Source organism: Nonomuraea terrae (assembly GCF_004348995.1).
Lineage (GTDB): Bacteria > Actinomycetota > Actinomycetes > Streptosporangiales > Streptosporangiaceae > Nonomuraea > Nonomuraea terrae.
The window spans coordinates 1-14224 of record NZ_SMKQ01000223.1 but is presented as its reverse complement, the minus strand read 5'-3'; the positions used below and the strand labels follow the sequence as shown (position 1 = coordinate 14224).

The window sequence follows — 14224 nt, the reverse complement described above, 5'->3', positions numbered from 1 at the left end:
TCGCCGGCTGCACACCGCCTGCGGCGACATCCCACCCGCAGAGTACGAAGCGATCCACTACCGTCACCAACAAGCCGCAGCGACCGCGGCAGAAACCAAGTAGCCGAGTCTCCACGAAACCCGGCGCGGTTCAGTGCGGCGTACTGGTTCGTGTTGGGCTCCGGCTCGTTCGACGGCTTCCGCGGGAAGCGGGGGCGCTGTGGATGTCAGTGGTGTCCGCTTGGATGTCGGCATGACTGCTCATGAAGCAGCCCGGCTGTTGCCTGACATCCCGGTGCTGCGCGACCTGTGCCGGTCCATGGCCGTGCTCGACGCCATCCTGAGCCCCGAGTGGTCAAGCCGCTTTCACTCCTACGACACGAGCTGGGGGCCGGGGGAGATGGCCTCGATGCGCAACGGCTCGGGGGATGAGTACGCCATCGTCTTCTCCGTGGCGGGCGCGTACATTCGCGGCTTCGCCCATGAATCTGTGATGAGCCCGTACGGTCATGACAGGCCGTGGACAGGGGTGGTCGACTCCGTTCCCGAGGTCTTCCGTCCTTGCGTGGAGGAGCCCGCGTTCTGCGACGATGGCGGCATGCCCATCGTGACCGCCTGTTTGTGGCGTCAGAGCGGTGACGATCGCTGGAGCGTGGGGGAGATCGACTATCCCGATGGCGTGAGCGATCCCGACGGAGCGGCGTACTTGTTCGAGCGGCTCGTCGACCCGAGGCCGGAGGCGTTCCAGCGGTACGCCGAGGACTACTTCGACGTCGCGGTGGGCCTCGACGCGGTGCGGCACGTCCACGCGCTTCGCCCGCTGACGCAGGCGGTGGTCACCGCGCTCAACCCCCACCTTCTTCTGGCGGATCTCGCCGAAGATCTCGCAACAGCGCGGTACCCATCTGTCGCCGGTTGAGTTTCCGTGACAGAACAAACCATGGGAATCGTCACAAACACCCGCTTTAGGGCGACTCGTTGAGCTTTATGCTCAAAAATGCGTCCCGAGCCACTGGGAGACTTACGATTCTTCGTGTGCCCAGCCGTTCCCGATCAAGACGACGATTTGTCCGTAATGGCTTGCTTCTTCTTTTAGTAGCAGGGTTCGTGGCATTGGCGGTGTGGATGGCCAATTCCGACCCTTCGGCAAACGACGCACGCGCCAGCGTGATCAGCATGTTCGTGGGTCTCGCGGCCCTGACGATCACACTGGCGGGCACTCTGCGCGTAGAGCCTTCAGAGCCGCTGAAACCGAACGCACTGGCAGACGACCTGGCCGCCACCGTCCAGGCCCAGTGGCTGGAGGAGACCAAGGCTCGCAAACTCCGCGACCCGGGCGTGCTGCCCCTGTCCTGGGCCGCCACCGAACGCGACGTCAGCGACGATTTCGAGCTCATCACGGGGCAGCAGGTCGGACGGGTGGTCAAGCTTCGCCTGGAAGGCCGGCTGGAAGGAGAGTTCGACACGGTGACCCGCCGGCTGGCCACCGACTATCGGGCGATCCACAGCGGACGGCTGCTCGTCCTGGGAGAGCCGGGTTCGGGCAAGACCGTGTTGGCGGTGCTGCTGACCCTCGGCCTGCTGGACAGCGAAGTCCGTGCCGACGGCGGCCCGGTGCCTGTGCTGCTGACCGCCTCCTCCTGGGATCCAGTGGCCGACTCGATGGACGCATGGATCGTGCACAGCCTGGCCACCTCCTACTACAACGGCCGCAGGGAGATCCCCCAACTCCTGTACGACCGCGGGCTGCTCCTGCCGATCCTCGACGGGCTGGACGAGATTCCCGAGTCGGCCCGCCGGAGCGCCGTACGGTCGATCAACCAGGCGATCGGGCAGGACCGCGCGGTGGTCGTCACGTGCCGGTCGGCCGAGTACCAGGACGTGATCGACGGCGGTGGACAGCCTCTTCGCCGGGCTCCGGTCATCGAGGTGGCCGCGGTGACGAGCACGGAGATCATCGCCTATCTGGAGGCGGTGGACTGGCCGGACGGCACGGACTGGCGCCCGGTGTACGACCATCTGCGCGCCGAGCCGGACACCCCGTTGGCCATGGCGCTGTCCACCCCGCTCATGGTGTCGATGGCGCGCCGCGTCTACCAGCGCCTCGGCGGCTCGCCGGCCGAACTGCTGGATCCCGTACGCTTCGACTCCCGGCACGCGGTCGAGGACTACCTGCTCGATCGGGTGATCGACGCGGCCTACGCCCCGGACAAGCTGCCTTCGGGCCAGATCGTTCCGGGATCCGTCAGCAAGTGGCCGGCGGCCAAGGCGCGCGGTTGGCTGACGTTCCTGGCCAAATATCTCCACCAGCATCGGGAGCGCGACCTGGCCTGGTGGCTGCTGAGCCGGCGACTGCTGTCGCCGTGGGCCGCTCCGCTGATCGGGCTCGCCATCGGGGCGATCTTGATGGTCGCGGCGTTCCTGTGGACGTTCTTTTTGGGGCCCCAGGACTTCGTCGAAGTCGCCGGTGTTCCGGGCACACCTGAAATCGGCACGCGTGACGTGCGCACCGACTTTTTCGACGCGCTCGCCGTCGGTACCGGAACAGGGGCCGGTTTCGCGATTCTGGCCATGATGACGTGGTCCGCCGGCGCCGACCGCGCTCCAGGCCGCTTGTCGCTGAGAGTGCGCGGATCGATGGACCGGCTGCTTCGCGGGTTCACCACCGGCCTCGCCGTGACCGCGATGCTCGTCTTGCCCGTGCTGGGCGCAGTGGCCATATCCACCAGTTCGGAGGGCTGGGCCCTCACGGATTTACAGGACTATTGGGCGCTGGCCCTGATGGGCGGGGCCCTCGCGGTGACGGTCGGCCTCGCGATGGCGGTCCACAACTGGCTCGACGCTCCGCCGAGACGCTCGGCTCAAGCCAGTCCGCTCCGCTTCATCCGTCAGGATCGCCGTTCGTCCCTCGTGGGGGCGCTGGCCGCGGGGACGGTACTGGGCATAGGGATGCTCCCCGCTCTGATCGCCGGCAAGGTGGTCGCGGCCATGACCCAGACAGCCGTCACCCGATGGCCTCGCGACGGGTGGTTCCAGGGAGTCGGGGGCCTGGGCGACACCATCGCGGTGCACAGCGCGATGCTTTTCGGCGATGAAAGCCTCCCTGTTCTGCTCGGGTGGGTCGTGCTTCTGCCCGGGACGGTCTTCGCCCTCCTGATTCTGCTGACACGCGCCTGGCCGAGGTTCTTGCTGGCACGGCACATGCTGGCGGGGCGCGGACTCCTGCCTTGGCGTCTCATGGCGTTCCTCTCGGATGCGCGGGAGCAAGAGCTGCTCCGTGAGTCAGGAGGGACGTATCAATTCCGGCACATCCGCCTGCAGGAATGGCTGGCCACGCAGCAGCCCGAGTCGCCCAGCACGCCGAAAGGGAACGTGTTCCACGCGGTGAAACACCGCGGTGTCGTCCTGACCGCGATCGTGGCCGTCCTCATCGCCGTCGTCGCCAGATCCACTATCGGCAGCCTCCCGGACGATCGGTCGCAAGCCACATTGATGGGCCACGTCGGAGAGGTGAACGCGGTCGCGGTGGGAGAGCTGGACGGGAAGACCGTCGCCGTCACCGGAGGTGACGACGGGACGCGGGTGTGGGACCTGACCACAGGTGAGCCGGCGCGCCGACCGCTGATCGGCCACAAGGACATGGTGTACAGGGTGGCGTTGGGAGAGTTGAGCGGGAAAATCGTCGCGGTCACCGAAATCGACGATGGGGCGCGGGTGTGGGATCTGGCCACGGGGAAGCCGTTGGGCAGACCGCTGATCAACCACGATGGCCTGGTATGGGCGGTGGCGGTGGGAAAGGACGGGAGGACCGTCGCCGTCACCGACAACGGCTACGGAACGGTGTGGGATCTGGCCACGGGGGAACTGGTGCGTCAACCGCTGACCGGCCACACCAGTGCGGTGTACCTCGGGGCGGTGGGAGAGCTGGACGGGAGGACCGTTGCCGTCACCAGCGGCCCCGACGGGGTGGTGTGGGTGCGGGATCTGGCCACGGGCGAGCCGGTGCGCCAACCGTTGACCGGGGGGCGCACCGACGCGGTAAATGGGGTGGCGGTGAACGCGGTGGCGATGGGAGAACTGAGCGGGAGGACCGTCGCCGTCAGCGGCCGCTCCGACGGGATGGTGTGGGTGTGGGATCTGGCCAAGGGTGAGCCGGTGGGCAAGCCGCTGGAGGGCCACCTCGGCGCGGTGAACGCGGTGGCGATGGGAGAACTGAACGGGAAGACCGTCGCCCTCACTGGCGGCGACGACGGGACGGTGCGGGTGTGGGATCTGGCCACTGGTGAGCCGGTGGGCAAGCCGCTGGAGGGCCACCTCGGCGCGGTGAACGCGGTGGCGATGGGGAAGCTGAACGGCAAGGCCATCGCCGTCACCGGAGGCGACGACGGGACGGTGCGCGTCTGGGACCTGAGCGCCCTGTAGTCCGAGCCCCGGGGAGCCCCAAGGTGCGTCGTACGCGCCCGGAGAAATGATCAGCGTCTCCGGGCGTATCCGTATTTTACGCTTTCCGGAATCGATCGGCCGCCCCGGCGAGCCGCCTGTCGTACGGCGACCAGCGCCGGAGATCGCCGGAGCGCTGGCCGGCGACCCGACGGTGCTCGGCCAGGGGCTAGGCTGCGGCAGCTGATCATGCGGGGAAGGAGCGAGCCGGATGACCCTCGACTGGGCCGCCCTGAAGCACGCGTACGGCTCCGCGGGAGACATACCGCAGGCGTTACGGGACGCCGTCGGCGAGGACCCGGAGCGGGCCGCGGAGGCCATCGAGCACCTGTTCAGCAGCATTTACCACCAGGGCACGCTGTACCCGGCGACGCCGCACGCGGTGCCCTACCTGGCCGGGTTCGCCGCCGACCCCGGCACGCCCAGGCGGGCGGCGTTCGTGGGGCTGCTCGGGGCGATCGCCTCGACCGGGGACGCCGGCCCCGAGGTGCTCGCTGACGTGGAGGCGGCCCTGGCCCACGAGGCCGGCCGGCTGCTGCCGCTGCTGGACGACGCGGATGCCGAGCTCCGTCATCTCGCCACCCACCTACTGGGCAATCTGCCGCGGGAGTGCGCGGCCGAGGTCGTGCCGGCGCTGCGGGCGCGGCGGCGGCGTGAGCGGTCGCCGCGCGTGGTGGCGGGCCTGCTGGCCGCCGCCGGCCGTCTCGACCCGTCGGGCAGCGCCGGCTGGCTGGCCGAGGAGCTGGCGCCGGGCAAGCCGGCCGCTGCCCGGGCCGGCGCGCTGTGGGCGATCGTGCACGCCGGGCTGCCGTGGCCGGACGCAGCCTCGGAGGTGGTCCTCGACTGCTGGCTGGACGGCTCCCCGCTGACGAACTGGATCTGGTCGGACGACCCGTTCGGCGAGGTCGTCGCGCGCAGCGACAGCGCCGCGTTCGCCGAGCTCTGCCGCACGCTGCTGGAGCGGGGAACGCCAGAAGCCGCGGAGAAGGCGGTCGACGCGGCATACGAGCGGTGCACGCGGTCGCGTTCCGCCCGCGCGGAGTGCGCGCCGCTGCTCGCCGCTGGTGTCCACCACCCTGACCTCGGCGTACGTGTCGCCGCCGCCCGGGCCATCTGTGACGTGCCCTGGGCGGCTCCGGCGGCGGCCGACGCTCTGGCGGCCTACGTCGCCGACCCGCCGCCCGCCGCCGTCGAGGACGCGAACTCGTCCGAGGGCCGGCTGTTCGCGGCGGCGTTGGAGATTTTGGTCGTGCTCGACGACCCGCGCTGGCGTGAGCCGTTCATGGCCGCGCTCGTCTCGGGCGGGATCGTCCCCCACCTCGTGGGGCTGCTCGTCGACAGCGACGTGGCCGTCGACCCCGCGTTGCTCGCGGTGGTGCGGCGACGGCTCGCGGCGTCGCCTCTCGAGTGGCAGGAGCAGGGCGGCGGGTACGACGAACTGCTCGCCAGGAACCGATGGAGCAACGAGCTGAGCGCCCTGACCCGGCTGCTGCGCCACTGGGGTCCAGACGCTGCCGACGCGGTGCCGGAACTGATCCGTCTCGTCCCGTACGAGGGCTGGTGGGCCGTTTCGGCGATCGCCGCGATCGGCCCGGCGGCCTTGGCGGCGGTGCCCGCGCTTACCCGGGCCCGCGATGATGCGGAGGTGTCCTGGCGGCATCGCCTTGAATGCGCTCAGGCCCTCGTCGCTGTCACCGGGGACGTCGCCCGGTTAGCCTTCTGCGTCGCCGAGGCCTCCGGCGGCGAACCCGTGCTCGCGGCGCGGGCGGCGCTGCGGCACGGGCTGCCGCTGGACGATCTGCTTCCCGCGCTGCGCGATCTCGCCACGGTCGACCGAGGAGACGACGCGTCCGATGTCCAGGCCAGGATCGATGCCGGCCGCCTGCTGCTGGAGGCCGGCGACGCCCATGCGCCGCTCCTTGCCGCCGCGGGTGCGCTCGACAGCGGCAGGCGTGTGGCGCAGGCAGCCGAACTCGCCGGTCTGATCGGGCCGCACGCCGCCGACCTCGTACCGCGGCTGCGGCAGCTGCTCGACGACCGTCATGACCACGCCGACGTGGCGCTGGCGATCCGGCGCGTGACCGGCGAGGGCGCGCCGCTCGTCGACGCCGTACGGCGCCGGGTCCCGCGGATGGGAGCCGGGAACTGGTTGGTGGAGGCGCTGTGCGAGCTCGGCCCTGACGCCGCTCCGCTCCTGCCGGAGCTGCGGGAACTGGCGTACGGCGACGCCGCGATAGGCGGGATCGGCACCTACGGCCACCAGGTTCGGCAGGACGAGGAGGAACGCCGCCAACTCGTCACCGTCCTGGCAGAGCTGACGGCGGTCCCAAGATCGTGGAAGAGATGACCTGGCTCCCGCGGCGAACGGCGTAGGGTCCCGCCATGGCACACGAGAGCTTCCGCGGTGCGTTGCACCATGTCGAGATCTGGGTTCCCGACCTGCCCCGCGCCGTCGGTAGTTGGGAGTGGTTGCTGGGGGCACTCGGTTACACGCTCTACCAGGAGTGGAGCGACGGGCGCAGCTGGCGGCTGGGGGAGACGTACATCGTGTTGGAGCAGTCGCCGGCGCTCAGCGCCGACCGGCACGAGCGCCGCCGCCCGGGTCTGAACCACCTGGCGTTCCACGCGGGCCCCCGCGAAGAGGTGGACGCCCTGGTCAAGGAGGCTTCCGCGTACGGCTGGACGCTGCTCTTCCCCGACCGCCACCCGTACGCGGGCGGCGACCAGCACTACGCCGCCTACCTGGAGGACGGGGACGGATTCGAGGTCGAGCTCGTGGCCAGGAAGCTCTGAGTCAGGCAGGAAGCCGCCTCCAAGACCACGACGACGGCGTGCGTGAGCGACATGAAACAGGGACGCCTGTCCCACGTGGAGACGTGTGGAAAGGAATCTTGAGCCGCGTTTCTTCTCCCACACCCAAAATGGTGAACGGGTGGTTGCCGAACCACTGTTGGGTGAGGATTCGGTGGACGCCATCGTCGAGATCCAGCCAGGGGAGGGACGGCATGCGCGCCCGACATGTGCTCGCCGCTGCATTCGTACTCGCCGTGATGTCATGCTCTGCCGGCCCCACTTTGGACCAGGCGGTGGCCGAACTCCAGAAAGACACCCGCACTCTGGAATCCGATCGGCTGCTTGCGAAGCCGGCTTCGCAACTGCGCATTCTCGAACGGCCGGACAAAGACATTCCGTGCGGTGAAGGGCGGTTCAAGAGGGTCTTGGCGGCGACGGCCGATGCGGAGCCTTCTTCCGGGAGCGTCGACAGCCGCCTGGACCTGGCCCAGCGCGTCATGGAGACCACGCTGGCCCAGCCGGACCTCGGCTTCGGGTATGACGTGCAATCCGACCCCCAGCAAGTGGACACCCCGACCGGGCGGGTCATCAGGGCCACGAAGGAGGAAGCCGGTCTGGCCATGACCGTGGAAGTGCGTCCGGAATCTCCGACGTGGCGGCTGCGCGCGGAGACGACCTGCCTGCCACGGTGAGCGGATGATGCGTCAGTCCCAGTCCTCGATCACATTGCGGGCCTGCTCGCTGGTGGCAAGACGGGAAGACATTTCCGCCTTCTGATCGAGGGCGCTGCTCTGGTCCATCCAGCGCTCGTAGACGGTGAGTTTCTCGCGAAGGGTCTCGGCACTGTCGCCGCCCCCTGCCTCTTTGCCGGCCTGCTTGACGATCGCGTCGTACGTCATGATCTTGCCGGTCGTGTCGAGGAGTTCTTTGGGGACCGGCACCGAGGGGAAGCCGGCTTCCTGCAGGAGTCGGGCCATCTCGTATCTCTGATGTCGGGACAGGTCGATGCGTTCGCCGTTGAGCTCCTCGACCCGGGTCTTGAAGCTGTCGGCCCAGCCGTCGAGCACGGTGCTGACGCCGTAGGCCTTGGTGATGTCCCACGCTGCCCGCTGCGCGAGTTCCGCCGCTTCGGCGACGGGAAGCTTGTCCACGACCAAGCCTGCGGTGTTCTTCATGTACGTCCGAATGAGCGCGTCCGTCGCGTCGAGTTGGCCCCGGACCTCCGAAGCCGCCTTGAACTCGATGCCGGCGAAATCGCCGAAGACCTGTGCGGCGTCCTCGAAATGCTGGGTGCCGTGCCGGGCGTCGAGCCGGGCCGCGTCTACCAGGGTGTCGTGGAAGAAACCGGCCATGGCGGCGTCGAAGTCATCGGTGAGCCGTTCGTTGCCGGTGAAGGTCCGCAGGAAGTGGTACGTGTCCCCAGGGCTCAGGTAGAAAGCCGGTGTCATGCCCGGTATGTCGGACCAAGCGGACGGGCGACTCATGCTCGACTCGCGATAGATGGCTTTGTCGAGTCTGGTGCCCGAGACGAGTTCGTGCGTGTACGACTTCGCGATCAGCGCCATGGACCCCTGGGCAGTCAGAGGCGCCTTCTCACCGAATCCGCCGACCGCGACGATGGCGTCATACGCGAACGCGGCCGCCTCAGCGGAATGGCCGCCCGGCCGCTCCGCCGTGGCCTCGGCGCCTGACGCCAGTGCCCGGCCGAAGGCGCCGGCGACCTCGTCCCCGGTGCCGAAGTTCGCGGCGTACGTGACGAAGAGCTTCATCTTGTCCTGGCGGGTGGCCGAGGATTGAGCGCCACCCATGTGGTCGAAGGCGTGGCGCGCCGCGGACCCGTCGCCGTCGAGCACGTCCATCGCCACCGCCACCAGGTCCGACGAACGGCCGAAGGTGATGGCCGTGGACATGGAGGCGGCCCGGAAATCCTGATTCGGATCGCGGACGAAGTCGTCGAGGACCAGTGCGCGTGCGGCCTGACTGCGGAGGTCGGATGGCGCGTCGGCTCCTGCGAGGAGAACGAGACGGTTCCAGGCGACGTCGCGAGCGGCAGGCTGCACCAGGTCCTTCCTGACCTGCTCGAAGGCCGGAACCCCGCTGGGTGCGCGCAGGGCCGCGCCCAGCGCCTTGCTGAAAGCAGCGAGATCCTCCTTTGCCGTCTTGCTGCCGGACGCGGCGATGAGAGACGGCAAGGCGTCGCGGACCGCCGGTGGCAGCGTGGCGAAGAAGGCGGCGGCCGCATGTGGATTGTCGGCGAGCGCGGCGACCTCGTCGGCGTGCTCGTGAATGAGCCGGGCCCGGACGTCGCCGGTGAAGTTGGTGAGGATGCCCTCTCCGTACATGGAGGCGAGGCCGCGGGCGTCGTCGAAGGCGTCCAGCTGATCGGGGAGGGTGAGGAGCGGAGTGTTCACGCCCTTGCTCAGTTTCCGGATTGTTTCGACGCGATACGCGAGCATCGAGATCTGGCTTTTTCCCCACTGGGAAATTTCCAGTATTTCGCGCAACGGTGATGTGTCGATGTCGTTCGCCCGGAATCGCTGATCGAATTCCTGGTGGAACGCGGCCAGTTTGTCGGCGCCGTCCCGCAGTGTGCTGGACATGGCCTCCATCGCGGCGGGGTCGATGCCGCAGAACTCACCGGCCGGCTTCGTCATCAGAGTCGTCCGGCGAGCCGTCGGCGGATCTGGTCGGCCTCGGCCGCGGTCACCTCACGGGGGTGGCGCTGAAGCTCCTGCTCGACGGCGGTAATGGCACGCTGGGCCAGCTGCAGCAGCCGGCGTTGCCGTCGATCGAGGTCGGCGGTCCAGTCCCGGGCCGTCGGGCCGGTCCACACCTTGCCGTCGTGCATGGCGTGGACGGCGGGAAGGTAGGCCTGCCGGATTTGCCGGACCGCCTCGCCCGTCCGGTCGAGCAGCTCCTTCAACCGCGCATACTGCGGATTGGACACCATCGGCTCAACCATGGAAGATCTCCGGGCTTGGTCATGGGAATACCGAATGGAACGGTAGACCGGCCCAACAATGGCGGCAAGTGAATTGCGGAATCGCTATTTCGGGCCGCGCTGTGCGTCTTGCCGGAATGCCACGCGTCCGGAGCGACGGGCGCTTGCCGACGTTGCACGCCTCGTCCCGGGCGCTGCCGCCGCAGCAGGGGCGCGACCGCGCTTAGATGGGTGTTGGTCGCTAGTTAACGGCAAGTTCAGCGCTATGTCAGACATGAGCGGGTGATCGGGATAGCGTCGGGTTTTGGTAGATCCGTAATGGAAGGGCATTGCCTCATGCGAAAGATCCTGACGCTCACCCTCGCCGCCACCGCCTCCCTCGGCCTGTTCGGGTCGTCGGTCTCCGCCACCCCCGCCGACCGCCCCCGGGACCTCCCCGCGCAGATCGACGGTGGCGCCTGGTCCGAGGGGCACGTCCAGGGCATGGCCATCGACCGGCGCAACGGCTACATGTACTTCTCCTTCACCAACGTCCTGGTCAAGACGGACCTGCGGGGCAACCCGGTCGGCTCGGTGACGGGCTTCACCGGCCACCTGGGCGACCTGGACTTCAACTCCCAGGACGGCCGCGTGTACGGCTCCCTGGAGTACAAGGAGCAGGAGTCGTTCTACATCGCGATCTTCGACGTCGACCGCATCACCAGTATGAACATGGACGCCCAGACCAGCGACGTCGTCAGCACGGTCTACCTCAAGGAGGTCGTGGACGACTACGTCGCCGACATGAACGGGGACGGCAGGTTCGACGGCAACGTCGGCAACACCCCCGACCACCGTTACGGCTGCAGCGGCATCGACGGCGTGGCCTTCGGCCCCGAGTTCGGCAAGCGGCACGGCAAGCAGAAGCTGACCGTCGCGTACGGCATCTACTCCAACGTGAACCGGCAGGACAACGACCACCAGGTCCTCCTGCAGTACGACGTCCAGCAGTGGAAGAAGTACGAGCGGCCGCTCACCGAGAGCGACCCGCACAAGAGCGGCCCCGAGCACGTGGACGGCAAGTACTTCGCCTACACCGGCAACACCACGTACGGCGTGCAGAACCTCGAGTTCGACGAGCACACCGGAAACTGGATGATGGCCGTCTACCGGGGTGTCAAGCCGCAGTTCCCCAACTACTCCTTCTTCATGGTGGAAAGCGGTGAGAAGCCCAGGACGGGCGAGATCGCCGGCCAGCCGGAGCCCGAGCAGGGCGAGCTCCTCACCCTGGCCCCCGGCGGGTTGGAGGACGCGGCCACCGGCGTCAGGGGCTGGGAGTTCACCGGCGAGTACGGCCTGGTCTCGCTCGGCGACGGCCGCTACTACGTCGCCAAGGCCGGGAGGGTGACCGAGGACGGGGTCTCCAAGCACACCGGCGTCGCCGAGCTCTACCGCTGGACCGGCCAGACGCCGACGCCGTTCGTGAAGGGGTGATCCGAAGCCTTAGCGGTCGGTCATAAATCTTGTTAAGGTCGTCCCTCAATCCTCAAGTTTAGGTAAAGGGAGGGTCATGAGGGCCACCGCGAAGATCGCGACCGTTGCCTCCGTGCTGGCCGGGGTCGCCGTCCCGATGGCGGTGACGGCGCCCGCGGCCGGTGCGCAGGCCGCGTCGGCCTGGGTCGCCTACCACGGCGTCAGCGCGGCCGACAGCGTCAAGCGTTTCCACCAGCTCAGGGACCAGGGCTACCGGCCGATCACGGTGAACGTCTCCGACGGGCAGCGGTACGCCGCTGTGTGGGTCAAGGACGGTTCGTCCGCCGCGTGGGGCATGTGGCAGGGCATGTCGGCGAGCGGGTTCCAGAAGCGGTTCGACGCCGAGCTGAAGAACGGCCTGCAGCCGGTCTCCGTCTCGGCCACCGGGCCGGCGAGCTCGCCGGTGTTCGCCGCCGTCTTCGAGAAGAAGAGCAGCAAGTTCGTCTCGAAGTTCGGCCTCACCGCGTCCGCATTCGCCGCCGCCACCGAGAAGGCCGCCGACCAGGGGCTCGCGCTGACCTCCGTGGACGCGTACGGCACCCCGGGCGACATCCGGTACGCGGCCGTCTGGAGCGCCAACACCGGCGGCGCCTGGTACTACACCTACGGCAAGTCGCGGCAGCAGCACGAGGCCGAGTTCTACGCCAGGAAGGAGAAGGGCTTCCGGCCGGTCACGATCGCCGTGGCGCCTGATGGCACGTACACCGCCGTGTGGCGCAAGGACGGCGTCCAGTCGTGGGCGCACTACGTCGGCATGAACGGCTCCGGCTACCAGAAGCGCTTCGACGCCCTGAAGTCCAAGGGCCTGGCCCCCGTGCAGGTCAACGCCGAGAACGGCACGTACGCCGCGATCTGGCAGTAACGCAGGCTCAGCGTTTCATCGCCCCGTCCGCCGTCGCGTCGGCGGCGTGGGCGATGGCCTGACCGGCGGTGCGCAGGCGGCCCGCGAGCTCGCGTTCCTTCAACGCCGCCGCGGTGAGGTCGCCGGAGAGGATCCGGGCGAGCTCGTACTGGTACATCCTGCGCACCGCGCCGCCGGCCTTCTTGGCGACCAGGGCGTCCTGCACGGCGGCCGACGGGCGGGCGGCCAGGTCGCGTACCGCGTCCTCCAGCGCCTCGATGCCCGCGATCACCTGGTCGAGCAGCGGGATGAAGCGGGCCTGCCGCGGCAGGCCGTACAGGTGCGACTCCCGCACGAAGTCGCGCAGCGCGTCGAGGACGTCGTCGATCGCGCGGGACAGCCGGAACAGGTCCTCACGGTCGATCGGCGTGACCAGCGCGTGCCGCAGCTCCTCGACCAGCCGTGCGCGCTCGCGGTCACCGAGGTGCTCGATCGCGCGCATCCGCTCGTGCGCGCCCGTGCGGTCCAGCTCGCCGCCGAGCATCGCCATCGCCAGCCAGGCGCCCTCCTTGGCCGCCCCGAGCTGGGCCATCAGGGCGGCGGTGAGCGCGCTGTCCATCCGCCCGGCCAGCAGGTCGCGGAGGCGGCCCAGCCGTCTCATGGCGCCGCCGCGGTGAGGGCGAAGGTCGCCGCGCCGGCCACGGCCGCGCTGGCGGGCAGCGTCAACAGCCAGGCGAGCGCGATGCGTACGGCGGCGTGCCAGCGCACCCGTCCGCCGCCGCCCGCCAGGCCCGTGCCGATCAGGCCGCCCGCCACCGACTGCGTCATGCTCACCGGCATCCCGGCGGCCGCGCAGCCGACCACCGTGACGCCCGAGCCCAGCTCGGCGGCCACGTTGTGCAGCGGACGGGAGGCGATGATCTCGCGGGCCAGCGTACGGCCGGCGCGCGGCATGCCGTACAACGCTCCCGCGCCGAAAAGGACGGCGGCCGGCAGTGTCACCGCCGGCGGCGCACCCTGCACGCCCAGGGCCAGCGTGAAGACGGCGAGCATCTTCTGACCGTCGTTGGCGGCGTAGGCCAGGCACTGCAGCCCGAACCCGGCCCAGTGCCAGTGGCGCAGCCCACGTCCGGTGGTCACGAGGGTGAGCAGCCGTGACACCGCCGGCGCGGCGAGCGCGCCCGCGAACGGCGCGGCCAGGCCGACGGCCAGCACCAGGGCGAGCGCGCCCGGGTCGACGGGCGTCCCGCGGCCGAGCGCCGCTCCGGCCAGCGCGCCGACGACCGCCAGGGTGAGGCTGGTCGGCCGGCCGTGATGGGTGAGCGTGAGCACGACGGCCAGGGCGGCGATCACCGCGACGGTCGTCGTGCCCGGGTCGGCTGGGCCGGCGAGCCGCCGTACGAACGTGCCCGCGACCTCGTGCGTGAGCAGCGGCACGAGCGCGTTGGCCGCGACCAGGGCGGCGAGGCCGAGCGCGGGCCGCACGGTCGGCAGCTTGTGTCCGGTGGCCAGCAGCGCACCGCCGTCGTTCACCCCCGCGACGACGGCGAACGCCGCCGCCACCGCGACCTCCACGATCACGCGCGCCGCCGGGTGGTCACAGGTCGAGCCGTTCGTGTTCCACGTGGTCGAGCGCCATCCGCACTCCGCCGAGCGCGATGCTCTCCTCGCCGAACGTGGACAGCGCCACCTCAGGCGGGTTGAGGCACATGTCGGCC

11 protein-coding genes are annotated in these 14224 nt (G+C 69.4%); 7 read left to right on the top strand and 4 right to left on the bottom strand.

Annotated elements, in window-relative coordinates; all coding sequences use genetic code 11:
• The first annotated feature begins 199 nt into the window (after nucleotides 1–199).
• The 5 genes from E1286_RS40020 to E1286_RS40000 all read left to right on the top strand — a co-directional run bounded on the left by E1286_RS40020 (nucleotide 200) and on the right by E1286_RS40000 (nucleotide 7904).
• Nucleotides 200–898 carry a hypothetical protein gene (locus E1286_RS40020; RefSeq protein WP_246075568.1) on the top strand — a complete coding sequence of 233 codons (699 nt, stop codon included), beginning with the start codon at nucleotides 200–202 and terminating at the stop codon, nucleotides 896–898.
• 116 nt (nucleotides 899–1014) lie between these two features.
• Nucleotides 1015–4401, top strand: coding sequence for an NACHT and WD40 repeat domain-containing protein (locus E1286_RS40015; protein WP_165970127.1), 3387 nt, complete (start codon nucleotides 1015–1017; stop codon nucleotides 4399–4401).
• A gap of 229 nt (nucleotides 4402–4630) precedes the next feature.
• Nucleotides 4631–6766: a hypothetical protein gene (locus E1286_RS40010; protein WP_132621384.1), complete on the top strand. Its 2136-nt coding sequence runs from the start codon at nucleotides 4631–4633 to the stop codon at nucleotides 6764–6766.
• 35 nt (nucleotides 6767–6801) lie between these two features.
• Entirely contained in the window at nucleotides 6802–7212 is a 411-nt protein-coding gene (locus tag E1286_RS40005) for a VOC family protein (RefSeq protein ID WP_132621382.1), read from the top strand.
• A 212-nt stretch (nucleotides 7213–7424) separates the two neighbouring features.
• A complete protein-coding gene (locus E1286_RS40000) occupies nucleotides 7425–7904 on the top strand; it encodes a hypothetical protein (RefSeq protein WP_132621380.1) in 480 nt (159 codons plus the stop codon).
• Between the two features lie 12 nt (nucleotides 7905–7916).
• On the opposite strand, the gene E1286_RS39995 is transcribed toward E1286_RS40000, so the two are convergent.
• Nucleotides 7917–9866: a hypothetical protein gene (locus tag E1286_RS39995; protein WP_132621378.1), complete on the bottom strand. Its 1950-nt coding sequence runs from the start codon at nucleotides 9864–9866 to the stop codon at nucleotides 7917–7919.
• On the bottom strand, nucleotides 9866–10174 hold the full coding sequence (locus E1286_RS39990) for a hypothetical protein (protein WP_132621376.1): 309 nt from the start codon (nucleotides 10172–10174) through the stop codon (nucleotides 9866–9868). The genes E1286_RS39995 and E1286_RS39990 overlap by 1 nt, the downstream gene beginning before the upstream one ends.
• 315 nt (nucleotides 10175–10489) lie before the next feature.
• Between E1286_RS39990 and E1286_RS39985 the strand changes: the two genes are divergently transcribed.
• Together E1286_RS39985 and E1286_RS39980 are read left to right on the top strand one after the other, a co-directional pair.
• Entirely contained in the window at nucleotides 10490–11626 is a 1137-nt protein-coding gene (locus tag E1286_RS39985; RefSeq protein ID WP_132621374.1) for a hypothetical protein, read from the top strand.
• Nucleotides 11627–11702: 76 nt separating this feature from the next.
• On the top strand, nucleotides 11703–12527 hold the full coding sequence (locus E1286_RS39980) for a hypothetical protein (RefSeq protein WP_132621372.1): 825 nt from the start codon (nucleotides 11703–11705) through the stop codon (nucleotides 12525–12527).
• 7 nt (nucleotides 12528–12534) lie between these two features.
• On the opposite strand, the gene E1286_RS39975 is transcribed toward E1286_RS39980, so the two are convergent.
• Both E1286_RS39975 and E1286_RS39970 read right to left on the bottom strand, forming a co-directional pair.
• Nucleotides 12535–13167 (bottom strand): DUF47 domain-containing protein, encoded by a 633-nt coding sequence (locus tag E1286_RS39975; protein ID WP_132621370.1) that lies wholly within the window; start codon nucleotides 13165–13167, stop codon nucleotides 12535–12537.
• Nucleotides 13164–14087 (bottom strand): inorganic phosphate transporter, encoded by a 924-nt coding sequence (locus E1286_RS39970; RefSeq protein ID WP_132621368.1) that lies wholly within the window; start codon nucleotides 14085–14087, stop codon nucleotides 13164–13166. Before E1286_RS39970 ends, E1286_RS39975 begins: the two co-directional genes overlap by 4 nt.
• Between the last annotated feature and the right edge of the window lie 137 nt (nucleotides 14088–14224).